17 protein-coding genes are annotated in these 20996 nt (G+C 58.6%); 9 read left to right on the plus strand and 8 right to left on the minus strand.

The genetic code is table 11. The features are described 5' to 3' along the window. Positions 1-631: 631 nt before the first annotated feature. On the minus strand, positions 632-1780 hold the full coding sequence (locus CAL20_RS02180; RefSeq protein ID WP_094837072.1) for a citrate/2-methylcitrate synthase: 1149 nt from the start codon (positions 1778-1780) through the stop codon (positions 632-634). A 136-nt stretch (positions 1781-1916) separates the two neighbouring features. Here CAL20_RS02180 and CAL20_RS02185 point away from each other — a divergent pair, with 136 nt between their 5' ends. The 3 genes from CAL20_RS02185 to CAL20_RS02195 all read left to right on the plus strand — a co-directional run bounded on the left by CAL20_RS02185 (position 1917) and on the right by CAL20_RS02195 (position 4803). Beyond that, entirely contained in the window at positions 1917-2870 is a 954-nt protein-coding gene (locus CAL20_RS02185; protein WP_094837073.1) for a 2-hydroxyacid dehydrogenase, read from the plus strand. Positions 2871-2985: 115 nt separating this feature from the next. After that, positions 2986-3750, plus strand: a complete 765-nt coding sequence (locus CAL20_RS02190; protein WP_094837074.1) for an SDR family oxidoreductase — start codon at positions 2986-2988, stop codon at positions 3748-3750. A 75-nt stretch (positions 3751-3825) separates the two neighbouring features. After that, entirely contained in the window at positions 3826-4803 is a 978-nt protein-coding gene (locus tag CAL20_RS02195; RefSeq protein ID WP_094837075.1) for a Bug family tripartite tricarboxylate transporter substrate binding protein, read from the plus strand. A 96-nt stretch (positions 4804-4899) separates the two neighbouring features. On the opposite strand, the gene CAL20_RS02200 is transcribed toward CAL20_RS02195, so the two are convergent. Continuing rightward, positions 4900-5907 carry a zinc-binding alcohol dehydrogenase family protein gene (locus CAL20_RS02200; protein WP_094837076.1) on the minus strand — a complete coding sequence of 336 codons (1008 nt, stop codon included), beginning with the start codon at positions 5905-5907 and terminating at the stop codon, positions 4900-4902. Positions 5908-6043: 136 nt separating this feature from the next. Between CAL20_RS02200 and CAL20_RS02205 the strand changes: the two genes are divergently transcribed. The 4 genes from CAL20_RS02205 to CAL20_RS02220 all read left to right on the plus strand — a co-directional run bounded on the left by CAL20_RS02205 (position 6044) and on the right by CAL20_RS02220 (position 10693). Further along, on the plus strand, positions 6044-6964 hold the full coding sequence (locus tag CAL20_RS02205) for a LysR family transcriptional regulator (protein ID WP_094837077.1): 921 nt from the start codon (positions 6044-6046) through the stop codon (positions 6962-6964). A 110-nt stretch (positions 6965-7074) separates the two neighbouring features. Further along, entirely contained in the window at positions 7075-8094 is a 1020-nt protein-coding gene (locus CAL20_RS02210) for an ABC transporter substrate-binding protein (protein WP_094837078.1), read from the plus strand. A gap of 137 nt (positions 8095-8231) precedes the next feature. Beyond that, positions 8232-9626 carry an HdeD family acid-resistance protein gene (locus CAL20_RS02215; RefSeq protein WP_094837079.1) on the plus strand — a complete coding sequence of 465 codons (1395 nt, stop codon included), beginning with the start codon at positions 8232-8234 and terminating at the stop codon, positions 9624-9626. A gap of 80 nt (positions 9627-9706) precedes the next feature. Further along, the gene (locus tag CAL20_RS02220) at positions 9707-10693 is read left to right on the plus strand and encodes an Lnb N-terminal periplasmic domain-containing protein (RefSeq protein WP_094837080.1); all 987 of its coding nucleotides are present in this window, start codon (positions 9707-9709) and stop codon (positions 10691-10693) included. A gap of 17 nt (positions 10694-10710) precedes the next feature. Here the strand turns inward: CAL20_RS02220 and CAL20_RS02225 are convergent, their stop codons facing one another. Further along, positions 10711-11838: a metallophosphoesterase gene (locus CAL20_RS02225; RefSeq protein ID WP_094837081.1), complete on the minus strand. Its 1128-nt coding sequence runs from the start codon at positions 11836-11838 to the stop codon at positions 10711-10713. Between the two features lie 78 nt (positions 11839-11916). Continuing rightward, positions 11917-12186: a hypothetical protein gene (locus tag CAL20_RS02230; RefSeq protein ID WP_094837082.1), complete on the minus strand. Its 270-nt coding sequence runs from the start codon at positions 12184-12186 to the stop codon at positions 11917-11919. A 39-nt stretch (positions 12187-12225) separates the two neighbouring features. Here CAL20_RS02230 and CAL20_RS02235 point away from each other — a divergent pair, with 39 nt between their 5' ends. After that, a complete protein-coding gene (locus CAL20_RS02235; protein ID WP_094837083.1) occupies positions 12226-13239 on the plus strand; it encodes a LysR family transcriptional regulator in 1014 nt (337 codons plus the stop codon). On the opposite strand, the gene CAL20_RS02240 is transcribed toward CAL20_RS02235, so the two are convergent. From CAL20_RS02240 to CAL20_RS02255, 4 genes are read right to left on the minus strand one after another with little or no spacing between them, the layout of a single operon-like run. Next, positions 13201-13509: a DUF2149 domain-containing protein gene (locus CAL20_RS02240; protein WP_094822688.1), complete on the minus strand. Its 309-nt coding sequence runs from the start codon at positions 13507-13509 to the stop codon at positions 13201-13203. The two genes, CAL20_RS02235 and CAL20_RS02240, sit on opposite strands and share 39 nt — an antisense overlap. Then, the gene (locus CAL20_RS02245; protein ID WP_094837084.1) at positions 13509-14021 is read right to left on the minus strand and encodes a MotA/TolQ/ExbB proton channel family protein; all 513 of its coding nucleotides are present in this window, start codon (positions 14019-14021) and stop codon (positions 13509-13511) included. The genes CAL20_RS02240 and CAL20_RS02245 overlap by 1 nt, the downstream gene beginning before the upstream one ends. 20 nt (positions 14022-14041) lie before the next feature. Continuing rightward, positions 14042-17974, minus strand: a complete 3933-nt coding sequence (cobN, locus tag CAL20_RS02250; RefSeq protein WP_218830690.1) for a cobaltochelatase subunit CobN — start codon at positions 17972-17974, stop codon at positions 14042-14044. Further along, on the minus strand, positions 17974-19959 hold the full coding sequence (locus CAL20_RS02255; RefSeq protein ID WP_094837085.1) for a TonB-dependent receptor domain-containing protein: 1986 nt from the start codon (positions 19957-19959) through the stop codon (positions 17974-17976). The genes cobN and CAL20_RS02255 overlap by 1 nt, the downstream gene beginning before the upstream one ends. Before the next feature lie 204 nt (positions 19960-20163). On the opposite strand from CAL20_RS02255, the gene CAL20_RS02260 reads away from it, so the two are divergent. After that, positions 20164-20982, plus strand: a complete 819-nt coding sequence (locus CAL20_RS02260) for an alpha/beta fold hydrolase (protein ID WP_094837086.1) — start codon at positions 20164-20166, stop codon at positions 20980-20982. The last annotated feature ends 14 nt before the right edge of the window (positions 20983-20996 follow it).

Raw genomic sequence — 20996 nt, forward strand, 5'->3', positions numbered from 1 at the left:
GGTCGTCTTGCTTGGCGTTTTTCTGTGACCGTGTTGGCAAAGAGGAAGATCTTGCAGGGCTGCTATTCGCGCGTGCCCTGCACACGCGCGAATAGCGATCGGTCCGGGCATGCGGCGGGGTGGCGTGGTGCCAAGTTGGAAGATCTGCTTGGCTAGCGTTGATGCATGCGACGATGATGCGTAGCTCATCTCTGGGTATAACGAAATCGTAGCTCGAGAGATCTTCTGTTCATCCCCGATGCCAAAGCCTTCGCATGCCACTCCCGAACGCTATTCATGGCCGCGCCCGTAGGCGGCCATGAATAGCAGCCCTGCAAGATCTTCCTCCTTGCAAACGCCAGTTCCTACGAAGCCTACGAAGACCAGCCGTGCCAGCGATGAGGGAATCAGAGATGCTGCGAGTCGAGGCGGGGCAGTGACCGTGTTGGCGCGCCTCGGAGTCGCGCGAGGGAAACCGAAGGAGCGCAGCGACGAGGTTGACGAAGCGGTGTCGGCCGCGCAGGCGGCCGACCGACTCCGTGAAGCGCCAACACGGTCACTGCCCCGCCTCGACGTCCAATAGAACTCATACCCCCGGCCATAAACCAACGCCATTCACATCAAACTACTTAGCCACCCGAATGATGCATGACTACGCCGCATCAGGCCCCGGCCCCACATATCGCCCACGCGGGCGGATCACTTGCGCCACGCTCAATTGTTCCATGCAGTGCGCCAACAGCCCCACGCTGCGCGAAGTGGCATACAAGCCAAAAGCAGCATCCGCAGGCAGACGATGATGCGACACCAACACTGCCAATGCCGCGTCGATGTTGGGATGCAATCCCGTGAGCGCAGTCACCTTTTCAATGAATCGAGCGGTCTGTTCCGGCGGTTCGAATGCGGCCAGCAACGCCGTTGCACGCGGATCGCCGTCGGGATAGAGATGATGCCCGAATCCCGCCAAAGGCAATCCCGTAGATAGATAGTGGGCGATGACATTGTCTTCGCCGACCCTCTCCACTTCATTGAACAGGGCCTGCACACGTCCTGAAGCATCGCCATGCAATGGCCCTGACAGCGTCATTAACCCGGCCAGCAGACACGCAGGCAGCGACGCACCAGCCGAGGCGGCAATGCGGGTCGAGAATGCCGAACTCGTCAACTCGTGATCTGCGATCAACACCATCGCCGTTCGCAGCAGGTCCGCTACATGAGCCGGTTGACCCCACGCCTGCGCAAAACGCAGATGGATCGGATCGCCGCCAGGCTTTGCACCAAACGCATTGGCCAAGAGCCCAACCAGCTGCTGTCCTTCGTTTTGCAGAATATGAATCAGGCGCCCGTGAGTCGAATGCCCTGACGCAGCCAGATTGGCCAGCAGGCCAAAGGCCGCCGTCCGCCCAGGTTTCCCCGCGGGAACACGGCGCGAAGACGAAAAATCGATGGACTGCGCCGCATCCCATAACAACTTGGCAGTCTCTTCCAGCGTCGCCGAGCGCGCCAGATCGATCGCGTCCTTGCCCCGGTAATACAGGCGTTGACGCAAAAACGTCGATATCGACGTCGGAATACTGGGCTCTGCTCCAAACAAGGTATTCGTCGCCAGCGTCTCGTGTTTACGCCCCGCCTGCTTGCGCTTGACCAATGCGGCGACGTCCTCAGCGCGATACAAGCTGCGCCGCGTATCCCCCGGGTCAGTCATGACCTCAATCTTGCCGCGGCTGACGTAGGCATAGATAGTCTGCGGGCGCACCCCGAGCAGATTGCACGCCTCGCCCATCGAAATCCAGGAACCCATGATCCACTTTGAAACGAATATATATATATTGATTTTATATATCAATATTGCCTTATTAATCAATCATTAAATACGATGCATATATCCCTCGGTTATCCCGCGCGAACCCGGGTCCCTCCTTTTGAAGAAAATCCATATGAAGCCGCAGGTCCTGCAACTGAACCCAATCCTGATCCCTGAAATCAACGAACAACTGGACTCGTTATACGAGATGCACAGGTACTTCGAGATCGCGGATCAAAAGGCATGGTTGCAACAACACGGATCGGCGATTCAGGCCGTGATCACAGGGGGCCACACCGGAATTTCCCGCGAGATGCTCGAGCAGTTGCCTGACCTCAAGGTCGTGGCGATCAATGGCGTGGGCACAGATGCGGTCGATCTGGCTTACTGTCGCAGCCGAGGCCTGGCCGTCACCGCCACGCTGGGCGCACTGACCGAAGATGTCGCAGACCTCGCAATCGGCCTGCTGATCGCCGCATGCCGCAATCTGTGCGCCGTAGACCGATTCGTGCGCGATGGACAGTGGGAACAACATCCTCAACCCAGTGCTATCCCGCTCGCCCGCCGATTCAGCGGCATGCGCGTCGGGATCGTAGGCATGGGCCGGGTGGGACGCGCGGTCGCTGCGCGCGTGGCGGCCTTTGGCTGCCCTATCTCTTATACCGACCTGCGCCCCATGGATGACGTCGCTCATCAATTTGTGCCGAACCTCGTTGACCTCGCACGCGAGGTAGACGCGCTCGTGCTCTGCGCAGCAGCCGATAAAGCCGAAGGCATAGTCAACGCGCCGGTTCTGGACGCTCTCGGCCCGCAAGGCTTTCTCGTCAACGTGGCCCGCGGACGCCTCGTCAACGAAGCCGATCTGACCGCAGCGCTGGCCGCCGGTCGAATAGCGGGAGTCGGCCTGGATGTGTTCGTGGACGAGCCGCGCGTTCCCCTGACCTTGCGTCAATCCGATCGTGCGACATTGCAGGCGCACCGCGCCAGCGCGACGTGGGAAACGCGTCGCGCCATGGCCGACATGGTGCTCGCCAGTGTGGCGCAGGCGCTCGCCGGCGAACGTCCGGCGATGAGCTTGACGACTTGAGCGTTGCCGTCCCGTCGCTCATAGCCTACCTGTCTCAATCTGTTGGGTTCATACCCACCCCAATTCGTGATTTCTTTTATTTCGCTCAATACCCCCGGACTCAGGAGCAATCCCCTTGAACACCAGCACCTCTAAAAGAATCGCTCTGGTCACTGGCGCAGGCAGCGGTATTGGCCGCGTCACGGCCCTGGGCTTGCTGGAGGACGGCTGGACCGTCGTCGTCACTGGCCGCCGGCCGGAACCGCTGCAAACCCTCGTCAACGAAGCCGCCGCGAAGGGACAAACAGCTCTGGCCGTTCCCGCCGACGTCACGGATCCAGACAGCGTGCAGGCACTATTCGACACCATCGAAAAAACCTACGGCCGTCTGGACATGGTGTTCAACAATGCCGGCGTCAATGCACCCGCCGTGCCGATGGACGAGCTGCCTTTGGAAAAATGGTTCAGCTGCATCAACACCAACGTCACTGGCGTGTTTCTCTGCGCCCGCGCTGCTTTTGGATTGATGCGCCGCCAATCGCCTCAGGGCGGACGCATCATCAACAACGGTTCGATCTCGGCACATACACCGCGTCCGTTCACCGCCCCCTACACCGCCAGCAAACACGCCGTGACCGGCCTGACCAAAGCCCTGGCGCTGGATGGCCGAGCCTACAACATCGTCGCGAGCCAGATCGATATCGGCAATGCACTGACCGAGTTGTCCGAGCGGATGACGCGCGGCGTGCTGCAAGCCAATGGCACCACCGCGCCCGAGCCCATGATGGACGCCACTCACGTGGCCAATGCGGTCCGTCATGTCGCCGCCCTGCCGCTGGACGCCAATATCCTGACCCTGACCGTCATGGCCAGCAACATGCCTTACGTCGGCCGCGGCTAAGGCGCATTCCGCACGTGGGACGCTGCATATCCCCACGTGCTTCATCAGAGTTGAGCAACAACCCGAGGAGACACCATGCAGTTCACCAACATGTTCAAAGCGCTGGCAATCTCAGCCGGTTTGGCCATCGCACCCAGCCTCGTTTCCGCGCAGGCAGCATATCCCAACCATCCCATCAAAATCATCGTTCCCGCGCCTCCCGGAGGCGGCATCGATCTGATCGCTCGCGTCGTCGGCGAAAAGCTCACTGCATCGCTGGGACAGCCTGTCGTCGTGGACAACCGCCCCGGCGCATCGAACAACCTGGGCACGGAACTGCTGGCAAACTCCAAGCCCGATGGCTACACCATCGGCATCGTAGGCGGCAGCCACAATATCAACAAATTCCTGTTCAAAGACTTGGGCTGGGATCCGCAAAAGAGCTTCGAGCCCATTGTGTACTCTCACGTCATTCCGCTGGTCTTCGCCATCTATCCCAAGCTGCCCGCCAAGACCTTGCCTGAGCTCGTAGCATGGATGAAAGCCAATCCCGACGAAGCCAAGGTCGCGACCTCCGGCCGTGGCAGCGCGCAGGAAATGGCCGCGGAAATGTTCAAAATGGCGAGCGGGGCGCCCATGCTGCTCGTGCCCTACAAGGGCTCGTCTGCCGCACATCCCGATTTGCTGGCCGGCCGCACCGCGCTATACATCGATACGCTAAGTGCCATTCAGGAACAAGTGAAATCCGGCAAAGTCCGCGCCGTAGGCATCTCGACGCTACAACGCAGCAAGGCCCTGCCGGACGTACCGACCGCCGACGAACAAGGCTTCAAAGGCTATAACGCCAACACCAACGGCGGTTTTCTCGCTCCTGCCGGCACACCCAAAGCCATCGTCGACAAGCTCAACACCGCCATCAACGACGCGCTCAAAATGCCTGACGTACGCACCAAGCTCGAAGCCGCAGGCATCGAGGTCCAAGGCGGCACGCCGCAAGACTACGCCAACCTGATCCAGTCGGACCTGGATAAATGGGGCAAAGTCATCAAAGCGGCCGGCATCCAAGCCGATTGAACCGGGCGCGATGAGTGCGTGCCGTGTGACATTGCGGCACGCACTCATCGCGCAGCCTCCGGACGTAGTCTCATCGCCCCCTATTACGCCGATCGTTCAGAAGCCTTCCAGCACGATCTTTCCGCGAGAGCGGCCGCTCTCGATCAACGTGTGGGCCCGGCGCAGATTCTCTGCATTGATCTGACCCAGATGCTCCCCGAGCGTGGTGCGCAATGTGCCTTCATCGACCAGCCTCGCCACGTTGGTCAGGATTTCATGTTGACGCACCATGTCCGGCGTTTCGAACAAAGCGCGCGTGAACATCAGTTCCCAGTGAAAAGAAATGGCCTTGCGTTTGAGAGGCATGACATCCAGCGTCTCTGGGTCGTCGATCACGCCCAGCTTGCCCTGCGGCGCCAAGGCTTCGATCAATTGCGGATAATGGCTGCCCGTGTGCGTCAGACTCGCCACGTAGCGTACTTGGGGTACGCCTATGGCTCGCAATCCGTCTAACAACGGCTGCGTATGATCAATTACATCATGTGCACCCAGATCACGGATCCATTGGGCTGTCTCTGGCCTCGACGCGGTGCCGATAACCCGCAATCTGGTCAACTTCGCAGCGAGCTGCGTCAGTATCGAGCCAACGCCGCCTGCTGCGCCCACGATCAATAACGCATCGCCGTCACCGCCGCCTTCTTCGACACCCAGCCGGTCGAACAATAGCTCCCAAGCCGTCAACGAGGTCAGCGGCAGTGCTGCCGCAGCGTCGTCCGCGAGAGTGCGAGGCTTCTTGGCAGCGATACGCTCGTCAACCAAGCCATATTCGGCATACGACCCAGGCCGTGCGATAGAGCCCGCGTAATAGACTTCGTCACCCGGCTGAAACAAAGACACCTCGCTCCCGATGGCGTCGACCACGCCCACTGCATCCCAGCCCAGAATACGCGGCTGATCGGTCGGCGCGCCGGCACGTACCTTGGTATCGACCGGGTTGACCGCAATCGCCCGGATCTTGACCAGCAAATCACGAGGGCCCGGTGTGGGCTGAGGCAGATCCGTTTCGAACAGGGATTTCGGATCGCTGGCCGGCAAACCGTGCTGGGTATACACAATAGCTTTCATGATGATTGTTCCGGATCAGAATTCAAATCAAGCCGGCGGCGGGGACACCGCCGTCAGCGCATGAAGAGATATTCCATCATTTTCATTTCCCGAAAAAGTAGGAAAATCCGACAGGACTTTTAATATTTTCAAGAAAATGATCAAAATCGATGATCTCGAGCTATTTGTGAGATCGGCCGCACTAGGCAGCTTTTCCAATGCCGCGCGCGAAGCCTCTCTCACACCCAACCAGGTCAGCACCGCGATCCAGCGCCTGGAGGACGAACTGGAAATACGTTTGTTCGCCCGCTCGACACGCAGCCTGAAACTCACCGACGAAGGCGCCAAGTACCTGCCTTACGCGGTAGAGGCTCTGTCGATGTTACGCGAAGGGCATGAACGGCTGCACGGGGAGCGCCAGACGTTACAAGGCACGCTGCGCCTGGCATTGCCCTCGGACCTGGGGCGAAATGTACTGCTGCCGTGGATCACCGAGTTTCGACAAGCCCATCCCAAACTGGTCCTCAAGCTATTCCTGTCCGATCACGTAGCAGACATTTTTCGCGACCCCATCGACATTGCCATCCGCTATGGGCAACCCGACAACGCCAGTTATGTCGCCTTGCCCTTAGCCAGTAACAATCGACGCGTGCTGGTCGCCTCTCCCTCGTATATCGCTCGCCATGGCCGTCCAACGACACTGGACGATGTGATGCAACACCAGTGCCTGACCTACTTTTTAAACAGCAAGGCCTATGACAGATGGATATTCCCCGCGGCTGGCGTGCGGCGGCAGATCACCGTCAAGGGAGACTTGCTTTGCGACGATGGCGATATCGCACGGCGCTGGGCCGTTGAAGGACATGGTATTGCCTACAAATCGTGGCTCGATGTCTGCAACGACGTCACAGCCGGCCGACTCAAGATCCTGGTTCCCGATCAACCTGGCGAGGCCGCGCCGCTGAGCCTGATTTGCCCGCATCGCAGGCAATTTTCTCCCGCAGTACGGGACCTGCACGCGATGCTCGCAACGCGACTCGAAACGATGACGAAGCTGCTGCGAAAATATGTGAAATAGCGCTTGTATTTGCTGTCTCCTGTTGTCCGCGTTCCGCATGAGATGCGAGCGAAAAATCGGCATCTGCTACCATCGCCCCCTTTGCCACGGAAGACAGGGAACATCGATTAATGACTCAATATCTACGTATCAAACCCATTTTGGCCGCTGTCAGCGTCGCGATCGGGACGGTAATGAGCGTCAATGCTCATGCACAATCTCCCACCTGCGAACTCGACAGACCGATGAAATTCGGCGGGATGAATTGGGAATCGAATCAGATATTGGTCAACGTCGAGCGCTACATTGTTGAACACGGCTATGGCTGCCAGACCCAAGTCGAACAGGGCGACACCCTGCCCATGTTTGCCGCGCTGCAACGCGGTGATGTCGATATCAATAGCGAAATCTGGATCACCCAGATGCAAGAACCCTGGGACGAAGCCATCGCAGCAGGCAAAATCAAAGCCGTCGGCACCGTCTTTACCGGCACCGATGGCTGGTATGTGCCTCGCTATACCGCCGACAAGTTTCCGCGATTACGCAGTGCCACGGATCTCAAAGGCCTGCACGAGGCCTTCATCGACAATGAGGACCCCGGTAAAGGACGCATCTACGGCTGCGCAGCAGGTTGGACCTGCGGCACCATCAATGCCAATCTGCTGAAGGCCTTCAATCTGCAAGACGAGTACCTGGTGTACTCACCCGGCAACGCTGCCGCGCAGCGCGCCGCGATCACTTCGGCCTATAAGCGCAAGAAAGACATCGTGTTCTATTATTGGACACCCACCTCGCTCATCGGCTCGCTGGATCTGGTCAAACTGAAAATGCCGCCTGTAGACGAGAAAGCGTTGGCATGCATCACCGACCCGAAATGCGAAAACCCTCAACCCACGGGCCTGGCCGAGTATCCCGTCGTGACAGCGGTCAATAGCCAGTTTGCGCAGCGCGCGCCGCAACTGACCGCCTTTCTCGCCAAGGTCAACGTACCAGAAGAAAAACTGACGGCCACATTGGGACACATGGAAAACGAGGGTCTGGAACTCGAAGAAGCCTCTCTCTATTTCTTGAAAACCTACCCGGATATCTGGACAAAATGGGTGCCGGCTGATGTCGCGCAACGCGTGCAAGGCAAGCTATCGAGCTCATAAGGCGTAAACGGCGCTGATCATACGGGCGAGGGAGGAATGTCTCCGCACCACGACACGCTCGCCCGTCCTCGCCTATGACACCTGCCCATTAGCATGTAAGATTTCCCCCATGTTTTCACACTAGGACGCTGAAAGCCATGGGTAAGCTGGTTCTATTGCTGTTGGGTTTGGACTACCTGCACAAACGCGCAAGAGCCCTTGTCATCACCGGTTATCTATTGGTATTGGTGGGAGTGGTCGTGCTGATCGATGCCACGGATGGTGTCGCCTACTTCCCGCTGGAGCTCTTTGCCATATTGTTCATCATCGATGGCGTCTCCACTTTGCTCATTGCGCAATCCGGCGTGGGCGGCCAACGCGTCTTGCGCTACGCCAAGGGCATTTTCGTATTATTAGCGGGTATCTTGGTATTGGCTGGCCATCATCACGGCCATTTTGTCCTGTCGATGATTTTCGGCCTGCTGTTCCTGGCCGACGGGCTGATGCAGAGCATCTCCGCCTACGTCGTGCGATATCGCCGGTGGCGTTATGTGCTCGCATCGGGCATTGCCGAGATCCTGCTCGCGATATTCTTTTTCCAACCCTATCCTACGCATTATGTCGGCACCGTCCCGTACTGCATCGCGCTGTTCCTGATCTTTGCCGGTTTGAAACTGGTGGCCCTGGCTCGCCGAGTCCGCAGCTTGAAATCCAATCCAGCCCTGGCGACAAATGCCCGCCCCGATTTCATGCCGACCAAGGTCGCCAATGCCAGGCCCACTACCTACGACGGCCCGCCAGCAGATTCCGACCATGCCCTGACGGTGCACATTTGGACTCCCTCAGGATCCGCGAAATCGGAAACCCGGAACTACCTTTTGGTAAATCGCTATATCGCCGCCGTCGACGTCAATGGCGTGGTGTCCACCGGCCACGCGGCGCTGGAATCTCCCGAAGGCGTATACGTCAGTCTCTATCCGGCTCAGGAAATCGATCATTCCCCCGAACAGTTCGGCAATCTGCTACGCGCCACAGATGCCAACAACGTTCCGGGCACGTTCCAACCGGACTATGCCACCGAGTCCAAAGCCTGGTGCCCCTCCACCGTTCAAGTCCGCATACGCAACTACGATCCCGCAAAGCTGCAAGCATTCTGGGACGAGTATCGGCAAAACACCACCTATAACCTGACATACCGTAATTGCTCGACTTCCGTCGCTAGAGCGCTGGAGGCTGCCGTGGACGGAGCCGTAGGGCACTTGCATGGTCCGAACGCCGGATGGGCTGTATTGCTGCGCCTGCTGATCACGCCGGAACTCTGGGTAGCAGCCCAGATCCGCAAGCGCGCGGTGACAATGGCCTGGACGCCAGGCCTGATGCTGGACTACGCCCGTGCAGTGAGCATGCTGGCCGATCCTCGTCCGTTTGGATGGTGGAAAGTCTCGCAGTCGGCAATTCGAAAAATCGCCGCCATGCGAGCCGGCTGGCGTGCCCAAGACCGCGAAGCTGCCTCGCACCATACCGAAACACCAACCTCGCGAGAGCCCTCGTAAGCATAGATGACCACTTCGGCGTCCGCTGACAGCTCGGTGCCCCACACGAAAATCCTGCCGTGAAACGGAAAACAAAAGCCATGCTCTTACACACTGTGATTGTGCTTGCGGTATTGGCCGTAGCACTCTGGGGAGCGCTTGCGCTTTGGTTTCAGGCTCCTCTGCGTATTATTTTTGTGGCGGCATGGATTGTGTTGGCGATCGCTGCGGCCATCGGAGTAATACGGGGAACCTATCTCCCTCTCGCCCTGTTCGCAGCCGCATGGATTGTGATGCAGGCCTGGTGGTGGTTGGGCGTACGTCCATCGAATACCCGGCAATGGATGCCGGAGGTAGCCGAACAGACTTACGGATCCGTCAACGGCAATCTGGTCACAGTGCACAATGTGCGTAATTTCGAATGGCGTTCCAGGACCGACTACGATCCGCGCTGGGAAACGCGCACCTATGACCTGAGCAAGCTGCAGTCCGTCGACATGGCGTTGTCATATTGGGGCCGCCCGGCCATTGCCCACACCATGGTGTCGTTCGGGTTCTCCGATGGGCAATACGTGATTTTTTCTGTCGAGATCCGTCGCAAGTTAGGCGATAAGTTCTCCGAAATCGGAGGGTTCTTCCGTCAATACGAACTCGCGGTGCTCGCCTCTACCGAACAGGACAGCCTGCGCGTACGCACCAACGTACGCGGCGAGGAAGGCTACCTGTATCGAATACAAATGCCCCCGGATGCCGCCCGGGCGCTGTTCCTGTCGTACCTGGACACGGCCAACCAGTTACGCGACCACCCCCGTTTCTACAATACCGTCACGGCCAACTGCACCACCATCATTTATCAGCTGGCCAAGCAGATCGTACCTGGCCTGCCCCTTGATCGCCGGCTATTGTTATCCGGTTACCTACCCGAATACATGTACGAACTGGATGCGCTATCGGGGGCCGATAGCATCGAGGCCTATCGACGCGCCGGCCACTACACGCAGCGCGCGCTAGCCAACAAGGACATCGCGAATTTCTCGCAGGATATTCGAAGAGGTGTCCCGGGTATTGCCGAGCCGGCAGCGCACTGACACTGCTCCACTACCCGCTACGACGGCCGCCGCAACGTAATTTCCGTGATCTCCGAGGGGCGCCCGATACGTTGTGGAAAGCCGGGCCACAGGCCAGCGCCATTGCTCACATACAACGACATGCCATCGACATCGTAGAGACCCGAAACGAACCCGGCATTAAAGCGCGCCACGAGCAAATCGAACCCACGAATATGTCCGCCATGGGTGTGGCCCGACAGTTGCAGGTCCACCCCTTGCCCGCGATTATTTCTGGCATTGCCAGGACGGTGATCCATCAGAATGACAGGTACGCCTTGCGGCCTGCCGGCCAATGCTTTGGCCACGTCAGGGCCGATCTGGCCATAACGGGATCCAACCTGATCAGGTACGCCCGCGATGACCAGCTCAGCTGCACCCTCGCGAATCACGGTGTGCTCATTCTCCAGCACGGTGATACCCAGCCCGCGAAAGGCCTCTATCCACTGCGAATAGGCGGCGTAATACTCATGATTGCCCGCGACGGCGTAGACCCCGTCCTTGGCGGCCAACCTTCCCAAAGGAGGGATATCGTTTGCGCGCGTCGATGGCGTGCCATCCACCAGATCCCCGGAAATCAGTATCAAATCGGGATTCAGCGCATTCGCCTGGTTCACCACGGCATCCACCCAGGGGCGATCCAGAAGACGGCTAACGTGCAAATCAGTCAGATGCACAATGCGATAGCCATCGAACTCCGCTGCCAGCCCTGCAACAGGCAACTCCATCTTGCGTATGTCAGGCACGCGTACGGCCTGCGATGTTCCCCAAGCGCCTAGCGCCAGAGCCGACACCGCCATGGCATGGGGCAACTTGTGCCCAGCCAACAACCGCCTTCCGACAGGCCGGGAAACCAGATATAGCAGCCCGCCCAGCACATCCCTGATCAGCAGGAAGCATGCCAACAGGATCAGCGCACCATAAGCGACACCAAAGCCGATGATGAGCCAACGCGGGCTTTCCGGTGACGCCATGGTTCCGGCGACCCGGCTGACCAGCCATTGATGCTCTGCCACGATCAACACAGCCACTGACAGAACGGCCTTTACCGTGAGGCCCAGCTTCAGTTGCCATACATAACGCCACGCCACGTAAAAACCGATCAGACCCGCCGCCAACAGAAACACTTGCGTCTATCCCGTAGAAAATTGAGCAATCCGAGAGCCAAACTGCCCGAGGCAGGCGAGTCTACAAGACAATCTCAGTCACCCTACTGACCGGTGACTGACAGTTTTGTCAGAATAGCCCAAGGTCCTCCTTGACCTGAGCGCATCGTAGAGCCGGCCTGGCATGCCCGCCGCATCGGGAATCAACTCGACATCAATTTTCTTGACATCTCTGTCAGCTTTCTGACCGCGAATCGTCAGTTTGATGTCACCGCTCTGACAGCGGCAGCGCTCTACAGTGACACACATCGGCAACTGGGCTACTGGTCCTTGATCGTTGCTGACATCAATGCTGCCGCGCAATTGCATTGCGTATCCCCGTCATCGACCTCAAAAAGGGCTAATGTCATGGAACGAACCGGATCAGGTTTCGACTTTAACTTCAACGACATTGCGGTTTTCGTACAAGTCGCGAAACAACGCAGCATCTCCCGCACCGCGGAGCAGACGGGGATGCCCGCATCGACCGTGTCACGCCGCCTGAGCATGCTGGAGGAACGTCTTGGCGTACAGCTCCTGTCGCGCACGACCAGGCGCATCCTGCTGACAGAAGCAGGGAAGCTTTATTACGAACACTGCCATCAACTCATTGAGCAGGCGCAGGACGCGCAAGACCTATTGCTGGACCATGGTGCACAGCCACGCGGCACCCTCAAGGTACTGCTACCGGACATGCTGGACGCCATTGAACTGCCTGTTTTCATTCCGCAGTTTGCGCGCGCCTGGCCTGAACTGCAGTTTCGCTATGACTATCACCACGGCCCGCAGTGGGAACAGCATCGCGATTTTGACGTCGCGTTGCGTTGGGGTACACAGCTCAACAGCGATCTAGTCGCGCGCAGTATCGCTCAGATCGAATTCGGTCTCTATGCTTCCGAAGACTATCTCAAAAAGCGTGGCATGCCTAAACATCCCGGTGAACTGACGCTGCATGATTGCGTTTATGCCGACCTATGCAAAGAGCTCGTCAGCTGGACCTTTCGCAGCTCGGGACAGCCGCTCGTGGTCGAACCGCAAAGCCGTCTCGGCCTCAGTGACATGAACCTGGCACACCGTCTCGCATGCGAAGGCGCCGGCATCGTGGCCTTGCCGCTTTCGACAAAGATCGACGAATCATTGATACCGGTTCTGCCCACGTGGCGGCTTGCTCCGATCACGCTATATGCCATGTATTCGGGCCGCACGCCGCCCGCCCGAGTCCGGGTTTTTATCGATGCGCTGATCGAGCATGCCAAAGGACGGCATGCAGGTGTACCGAACTCGAAATTTTCCCTAAAGCACACGCCAAGCCCATCCCAACCGGATCATCGTCTCGTCAGCAAGTCAGCGCTCCGGCACATAGATCATGCGTCCGTCATCTAAACGGTACGTCACGCCCGCCCGGGCGCCCTGCCCTTGTCCGACCTCGCCACTTGATTCATATCGCGTCAACTCCTGGCCCTCTTTGATCGTGATACGCATATCCGATTCGCCAGGATTCTCGACCACGACAACTTTATCTTGTGAAAACGGGCTCAAAGGGTTCTCGGCAATCACCACCATCAAGACACCAATGATCACCAGGAATAAGTCAATCAGATTGACGACTGACAGCATGGGATCATTGGCTTCGTCGTCATCGAGGAAGCGCATCACAATCCTCCCTTGTCTTGACGCTGACGCTCGAGGTCGCGCAGATCCTGTAATAACCAACGCCGGCGTATCGTCAAGATAAAGAAACAGATACTCGCTGCCAACAGCGCCAAGATAACAGCGGAAAACGCAGCAACCATATTGCGGCCCACGGCGGCGCCGTCGTTATTGCCCAGCGCCAGCAATGCCGGTCCCATGGGAATCATGGTCGCAATCAGACCCAGCATCGGCGCAGAGCGTGACACAATGCGCAGCCATTCCAATTGCCTCATGATCCACAGCTCAATGTCGTCGCTGGTTAGCCTGTTTCCGTTCCCATATGTTGCCCTATCGGCAAACACAAACAATGCCCGAGGATGAGAAGACCTCCGCCGCTGCCAGGCCTCGACGGCAAATGCTCCCAGCATGAACAGGGCATAACCCAAGGCCAAAGCGATCAACAACATCACCGGGGCCAAAAAAACACGCGACACGGCATATAGCAGCGTTTCGATTTCCGCAAAAAAAGACATAAACCCTCTGAGATGATGTGTTATTGCATAGCGCGGCGGACGTGCCGGCTACGCAATCCCTGACGCAATGCGCCGCTACCGAGCAAAATCAGCATCAGCAACAATACCCACCGGGACGAAATGTCCTCGGAAACCGCAGCGGGTTCGACGGGCTCCAGGACTTGCCCCTGAACAGACTGCGGCGACTCTGCAGCGGGAGAGTCGGGCTGGTTCGGTTTTGCCGCAGGCACGGCATTCGACGTAGCGCTTGCCTCCAGACCGAACCCCTGGGCCATATCGGCAATGTACTGTCGTGTCACCTCGGCGCCGGTATCGACGTCGAACCGCTGCGCCAGCTCCTGCCAACGTTCTGCCAACGCCCGGCGCGTCTGCTCCGAAGCGTCCCAATACCCTTTTCGAATCGCTTCCGCCATACGCTCCAGCACCTGGGCCTGTGCCGTCGGATTGTGTTGTTCGAACCATTGCCGGGTTCCCAGCGCCCGCGTATCGCTGACGTAGGTATCGAACAGAGCCTGCCACTGATCGTCACGCACCGTACTAGCATCCGCCGCCTGCCAGCCAAAGAGGTTGTTCGTCACGTTCAATACCTGCAACGTGCCGGAGTATCCTTCTTTCTGCATGGCCTCTATCCATCGTGGGTTCAAGTAACGCTCGCGCAATTCGGCAGACAAGAAGCGTGCGAGCCCCGTGGTCCGGATCTCACCGTCGCGCAGGTCAGAGATCATCAGTTGAGGTGCCTGCCCATCGAGATGACGGACCGCAGCCGATAGCCCCCCCAAAAACTCGAACGGGTGATCCGTGGACAACACGCCATGCAATGTGGACGAGCGCGACATGATGACTGCCTGGGTTCCTCGCAACTGCGCGGCAAACACATTGGCTTGTGCCGGACTCTCACCCCACCCCTCTGCGCCATAGGCATATTGGCTGCTGAGCAAGAACTGTTTCCCCAACGCCGCGTCATCGTCCCATTGAGTCGAATCCAGCGCCAGATGCGGCACACCCGTTCCGTATTCGCCGGGCGCATTGCTGAAAATGCGATAACGGGCTGCCACGGCTGCTGCGTCAGCAGAAAGGCCTGCCTCGTTCAGCGCGGCTGCAGTACGCTGATTGTTGAGTGCAATCGGATTACCGGGCTCGTTCAACGCGGCCAGTCTTGTCAGTGCCTCATCCAGCAGGCGCATGAAACTGTCGAACTGATCGCGATACACCCCTGTGACCTGCACCACCACGTCAACCCTGGGACGGCCCAACTCGGCAGTGGGGATGATGTCCAATGAGACAACCCTTCCACCACTATCCCAAACCGGCCGCAAGCCCAGTGCGTGCAGGACCTGCGCCTCGGTCACCCCTAGATGCCGAGTCGCCTCGGACGCCCATAGACTGAATGCGAGCTTTTGCGGCCGGGCTCCCGCATGTTCATGTTGAAAAGCCTGTACCAATTGCTCATAGGCAGTGGCAGCCGCTTCATAGGCCGCCTGCGTAGGCACCTTGTCGGCCTCGAAGGCGTATAAATTTCGCCCACTGCGCACGTCCGGATTACGTATGGGATCTCCCCCCGCACCGGGAATAACAAAGCGCCCTGCCAGACCTGCCAATAACATGTCGTTCTCTTGCGTGTCTTGCAGATGCGCATCCAGCTCGCGAGCGCGCTGCTCGAATACCGCCAGTGAGGAGGGCATCTCATTTCCGGCGGGGCTCAACATCTGCGCTACGGCGTGATAAGCGGGACTATCCTGCAATCCCTGCTCACCCGCAAAACGTTCGTCCTGGTCGATATCCAATGCGTCGTACAAAGGCCGGCCCAATTGCTGCATCACCGTGCTGATACGATGCTCGACCTGTGCCGCCTGGCCGAACGTGTGCAATCCCAGGGGCATGGCACGGCGGGCCAGCTCATGCAGATGATCATGCAACTGCTGCAGAAAACCACTGAAGTCCTGCTCGGCCTGTTGCGCAGTCCATCCCAGATCGTCGTTCAGATGAGCCTGAACCGCGGCACTGCGAATCTGATGGCTGACCTGCTCACGCACCGCCCCGTCGTCGAGTTGCTGGTACTCGTGAATCCATTGATGCAGATCGCGCAGTTGATCGTACAAGCCCGCAGGCGCAAACGGCGGCGTCTGGTGGCTGACGATGACAGCACGTCCCCGGCGTTTAGCCTGAATAGCCTCGCTCACGTTGTCCTGGATGTATGGATAGAACACAGGCAGATTACCCACGCTGAGCCACGGATAATCCGTCGCCGCCAATCCTCGATCCTTGCCGGGTAACCATTCCTGCGTGCCATGCGTGCCTAGATGGATCAATGCATGGGCTGCATACTGCTGCTGCAAATACAGATAGGCCGCCATATAGAGGTGGTCGGGAGCACTGCTCATGTCATGATAGTGATCCCCTGCGCCAAAGGCCCGCGGCATTTGCGGCATCACCACGAAATTCCCGAGCTGCCAACGCGGAATCACAAAGTAGCGCTTGCCCTTTATTTCCCGTACCGCCTGATGCTGTGCGGGAACGCCTGCTCGCCGCAACTCGTCTTGACGCGCAACCGGCAACGCCGACAACCATTGTTCATAATCCTCCAACGGGTAGAGCGCTGCTAGATCGTCATCCAGCAGCGACTCTAGCGGCACGGTGCCATACAACGCGCCCAGCATACGCTGCGCCGTTTCAATGATTTCGGTTTCACCGACGGGCTTTCCCACCGCGTATCCCTGCGCTGCCAACGCCGCCTGGATAGACATGATGCTTCTGGGAATATTCAGGTGCGAAGCTCCCAGATTTTTCTCGCCAGCTGGATAGTTCCAGAACATCAATGCCAGCTTTTTCTGTGGCTCTGGCGTGTGACGCAACGCGACGAGGCTGCGCAACTTTCCCATCAAGGCATCGACTTGTGCAGGCAGCAGGTCGCTGACACCTGCAGTGCTCGCAGACAAGACGAGCGGGTCGCTGACTCCCCAGCCTTCGGGGCCGGCCAAAAACACCGCCGTCGTGCGCGAACCGATACCGCTGGCCGCATCTGGCCACGCGCTCGCCTCCCCTTCGCGAAATCTCAGCGTCTGCAGCACCGGCACATCGAGAGCCAGAAAATCCCGGCTGCGCGCCGCGCCATTTTGCAGATGAGTCAGATTGACCAGGGCATCGATGTTGCCCTTTTTTAATGCCCCGGCCAACCCGGCTGAGCTCTGGCCATCAAACCAAAAGACGATCGGCAGCAGGCCCTCGGCCTCGCTACGCCTTATCAGTTGGTCTACCTCACGGGTAAGCAGATCGGCAACTACCCCTTGATGAATGAGAAAGGCAATGCGTCCTGCGGAGGACGGATCGCCCACAGGCGTGGACATTACTGGCTGCCTGACGGAGGTGTACCAGTGCAAGTATCCATCGATATTGTCAAAGACGTGCGGTGCATCCGGGTGATAAAACCCGGCAGCAGGTAGACGCGCAGGTGGATCCAACAACGGAAACGGCAGCTCGGCGCCTTCGCTCAGCGCCTTGGCCAACGCAAAGAAATGACCGAAATTCTCAGCTCCGCCCGCCGTATAAAGCGCTACCATCGCCTTGCCGTACTGAGGCGGCAATTGCTCCCAGACAGGCTTGCCTGCGCCGATGATCAGACGAGGACGAATAGCGCTTGGCGACAGTGCTTGCACGTGCCGCTGTACGGCGTCTCGGTCAGTGGGCCTAGGAACATCCCATATCAGCAATGCTGCCTGTTCAATTGCACGCGCCAACACGTCAGGCGTAGCCTGCTCGACGTTCAGATGCTGCAACGTCACGGATTGCTGTGTAGCGAGCGGCTGCAAACGCTGAAACTTCTCTGCGGAAACAAATCCCGTGTGCAGCACCTGTATGACGGCCCTGTCTTGCGCAACGGACAGCGTCGGCCACATCGCCGCAAACACCACCAGAACCAGCCAACGCCACAAGGCGTGTTGATATAAACAGGCCATCAGAATCTCGCCGTCAGACCAGCAAAGTAACGCCGTCCCTCATCGGCTCGGCCGTAGATATCAGCATCGTCATTAGCGAGCCGCTCATCGGTCAGGTTTTCAATACCTGCATGCAAGCTCAAATGGCTATTGACGTCATAATCCACGTACCAATGCAACAAGGTATAGCCCGGGCGGTCGCTTTCCGTCGCAGAGCGATATTGCGAACCGATGTATTCGGCCCGGACCCGGGTATCCAGCCTGTCCGTGACACCCCAGGTCAGCGTCGCATTGGCGCGATGCCTGGAACGGTCCGCCAAGCGTTCTCCGGTCGTGCGATCCTCAGCATCGAGGTAGGTGTAGTTGGCATCCAGGCGTACGTTGTGCAGCACATCGACGCCGGCAGTCAGCTCCAGCCCCTGCAGTCTCGCCTTAGAAACGTTCTCGTACTCGAGACACACTCGTCCTGGTACGTAGCAAGTTGGCTGCCGCACCGTCTCGATCAGGTTTCTCACGTCGTTGTGAAACAGCGTCACGCCCGCAGACCAACGCGGCTGCTCATATGACAGCCCAAACTCATATGAGCGATTGGTTTCCGGTTGCAGTTGCGGGTTGCCGCGAACGATTCCTCGTCCGCCCATTGCCGCTCTGGACTCATAGTCCGGTGACAATTGCTTGAGCGTGGGCGCCTTGAATCCCTGGCCAAAACCCGCCTTTACCGTCCACGCCGAGGTCGGGCGAAACATCAAGTAGGCCCGAGGACTGGACTCCCAGCCAAAGTCCTCGTGGTGGTCAAAACGGCTGCTCAGCACCAATTCCCATTGTTCACTGAAGAGAATTTCGTCTTGGGCAAAAAACGCGTAATGATCCAAGGACGCCACGCCGCGCTGATTGACCGATGGGTCCTCCAACCGTTCGCGCCGCGTTTCGGCTCCGAGTGTCAGCTTGTGCATCTGGCCTAGCGCAAAACCCACGCGCCCATCCAACACCGTATCGGTGAAACGATTGGGACCTGTCGCATCGCCACCGTCGCTGCGCCACGCGTGGCGATCGAGCGTCGAACGATACAACCGGATCTGGCTATCGCCCCAGCTCCAGTCGCCCGTGTGCGAAATTGCATATCGACGACGATTGACTTTATTTTCCGACTCGTAGATCGAATTGTCGGTGTTGCTGCGATAAGCCTCCAGGTCTTCGTGCCCTGCATCGACCGACACATCAATGCGCTGCCGGGAGTCGGGCGTCCAGCTCAGGCCCACATGCCCAGATATCGCACGCCGTTCGTCCAATGCCGTCAACGCCGTATTGCCGGCATCGTGCAGCGGCGCCCGGCGATTGAACTCGCCCCACACATTCAACCCCAGTGTTCCCGGCACGATGGGGCCGCCGAGATAAAAGCCGCTCTTGTACTGATTGCCATCCAGCCCGTGGTCATTCAAGACCGCGTAGCTGCTGAACGAACCCTGCCATTCATCGGTAGCTTTGCGGGTAATGACATTGACCACGCCTCCCAAAGCCTCGGAACCGTACAGCGAGGACATGGGGCCTCGTACCACCTCCACCCGTTCGATTGCCTCGGTCGGCACCCAACCCAGCTCGAAGTCGGAATGAGAGATGGCTGAGGCAGAGGCGTTGATACGCTGCCCATCGATCAGCATCAGCGTGTGTTCCGCGCTCATGCCCCGAATCGAGATGCCCCGGCGCCCCAGACCGGCGTCTTCCAGTCCCACTCCGACGGTATCTTGCACCGCGTCAGCCAGATCCAGGACGGGCTGTCTACGCAGCGACTGGCCGTCGATCACGGTCACGCTCGCTGGCGCCTCGGCCTCGTTGCGTTCCCAAGCGGTTGCCGTCACCACGACTGGCGACAGCGTGGACGGGTGAGCCCCCTGGCCTGGTTGGCGCCGCTCTGCGTCGTCTTCCTCTGCCCATGCGGCCCCGCTCACGGTGGCGAGGACGATCAAACAACCGGCCGCGACGTCGCGGCCTGCATTTAATTTACACATCGTTATTGGATTTCATTGCGCCGCGTCGTCAGAGCCAGCGTTTGGGCTTTGATGAATATCGATCACGGCCGATTCAAAAAACGATATGTTATATCATAACAAATAAGACGTGGAATCAGCCTGCCTAACCAAGCCCGCACCATATGAAAAGCGGCAGCATGCAGAACTGATATGCTGCACGGATCTGTTCTGTGAAGAGCGCCCATGCAGACCGTCAGCACCCACGATACGTTTATCCCTACCCCAGGCGGCCGTCTGTTCGCCCGCAACTGGACACCCGGCAAATCCAGTGATGGCCACACGCCGATTGTCTTGCAGCACGACTCACTCGGATGTGTGGAGCTGTGGCGGGACTTTCCCGAACAACTGGCCATCGCCACCGGCCGGCCGGTCATTGCCTATGACCGCCTGGGCTTTGGACGGTCGGATCCGCGTCCGGGGATGGTAGGAGTGAACCTGGTCGATGAGGAAGCTCACGGGGATTTTCGTACGGTGCTCGACACCCTGGGCGTCGAGCGGTTTATTACCTTTGGCCACAGCATCGGCGGCGGAATGAGCATTGCCTGTGCTGCCATGTATCCCGACACATGTGTTGCCTTGATTACGGAATCCGCCCAGGTCTTTGCCGAAGCCCATACCTTGGAAGGAATCCGGCAAGCCAAAATCGCGTTTGCAGAGCCGGGGCAACTGGACCGGTTAAAGAAATATCATGGCGACAAAGCCGCCTGGGTGCTGGCCGCCTGGACAGAAACCTGGCTATCGCCAGCCTTTGCCGACTGGAATCTGAACAAGCATCTGAGCAAAGTGCGTTGCCCGGTATTGAGCCTGCATGGTGACAACGACGAGTACGGCTCACTGGAACACATGCACCGTATTCACGCCCTGACGGGGTCCACGACCGCGATCATGGAAGGCTGTGGTCACCTGCCGCACCGGGAGAAACCGCAAGCCGTGATAACGATCATCCGCGATTGGCTGCAAACGGCAGACATTCCCGATCAGCCTCGTCTGATCAAGCGCTGAGCAGCATGTAATCG

The sequence above is a fragment of the Bordetella genomosp. 4 genome (genome assembly GCF_002261185.1).
In the GTDB taxonomy this organism is placed as follows: Bacteria; Pseudomonadota; Gammaproteobacteria; order Burkholderiales; family Burkholderiaceae_B; genus Bordetella_A.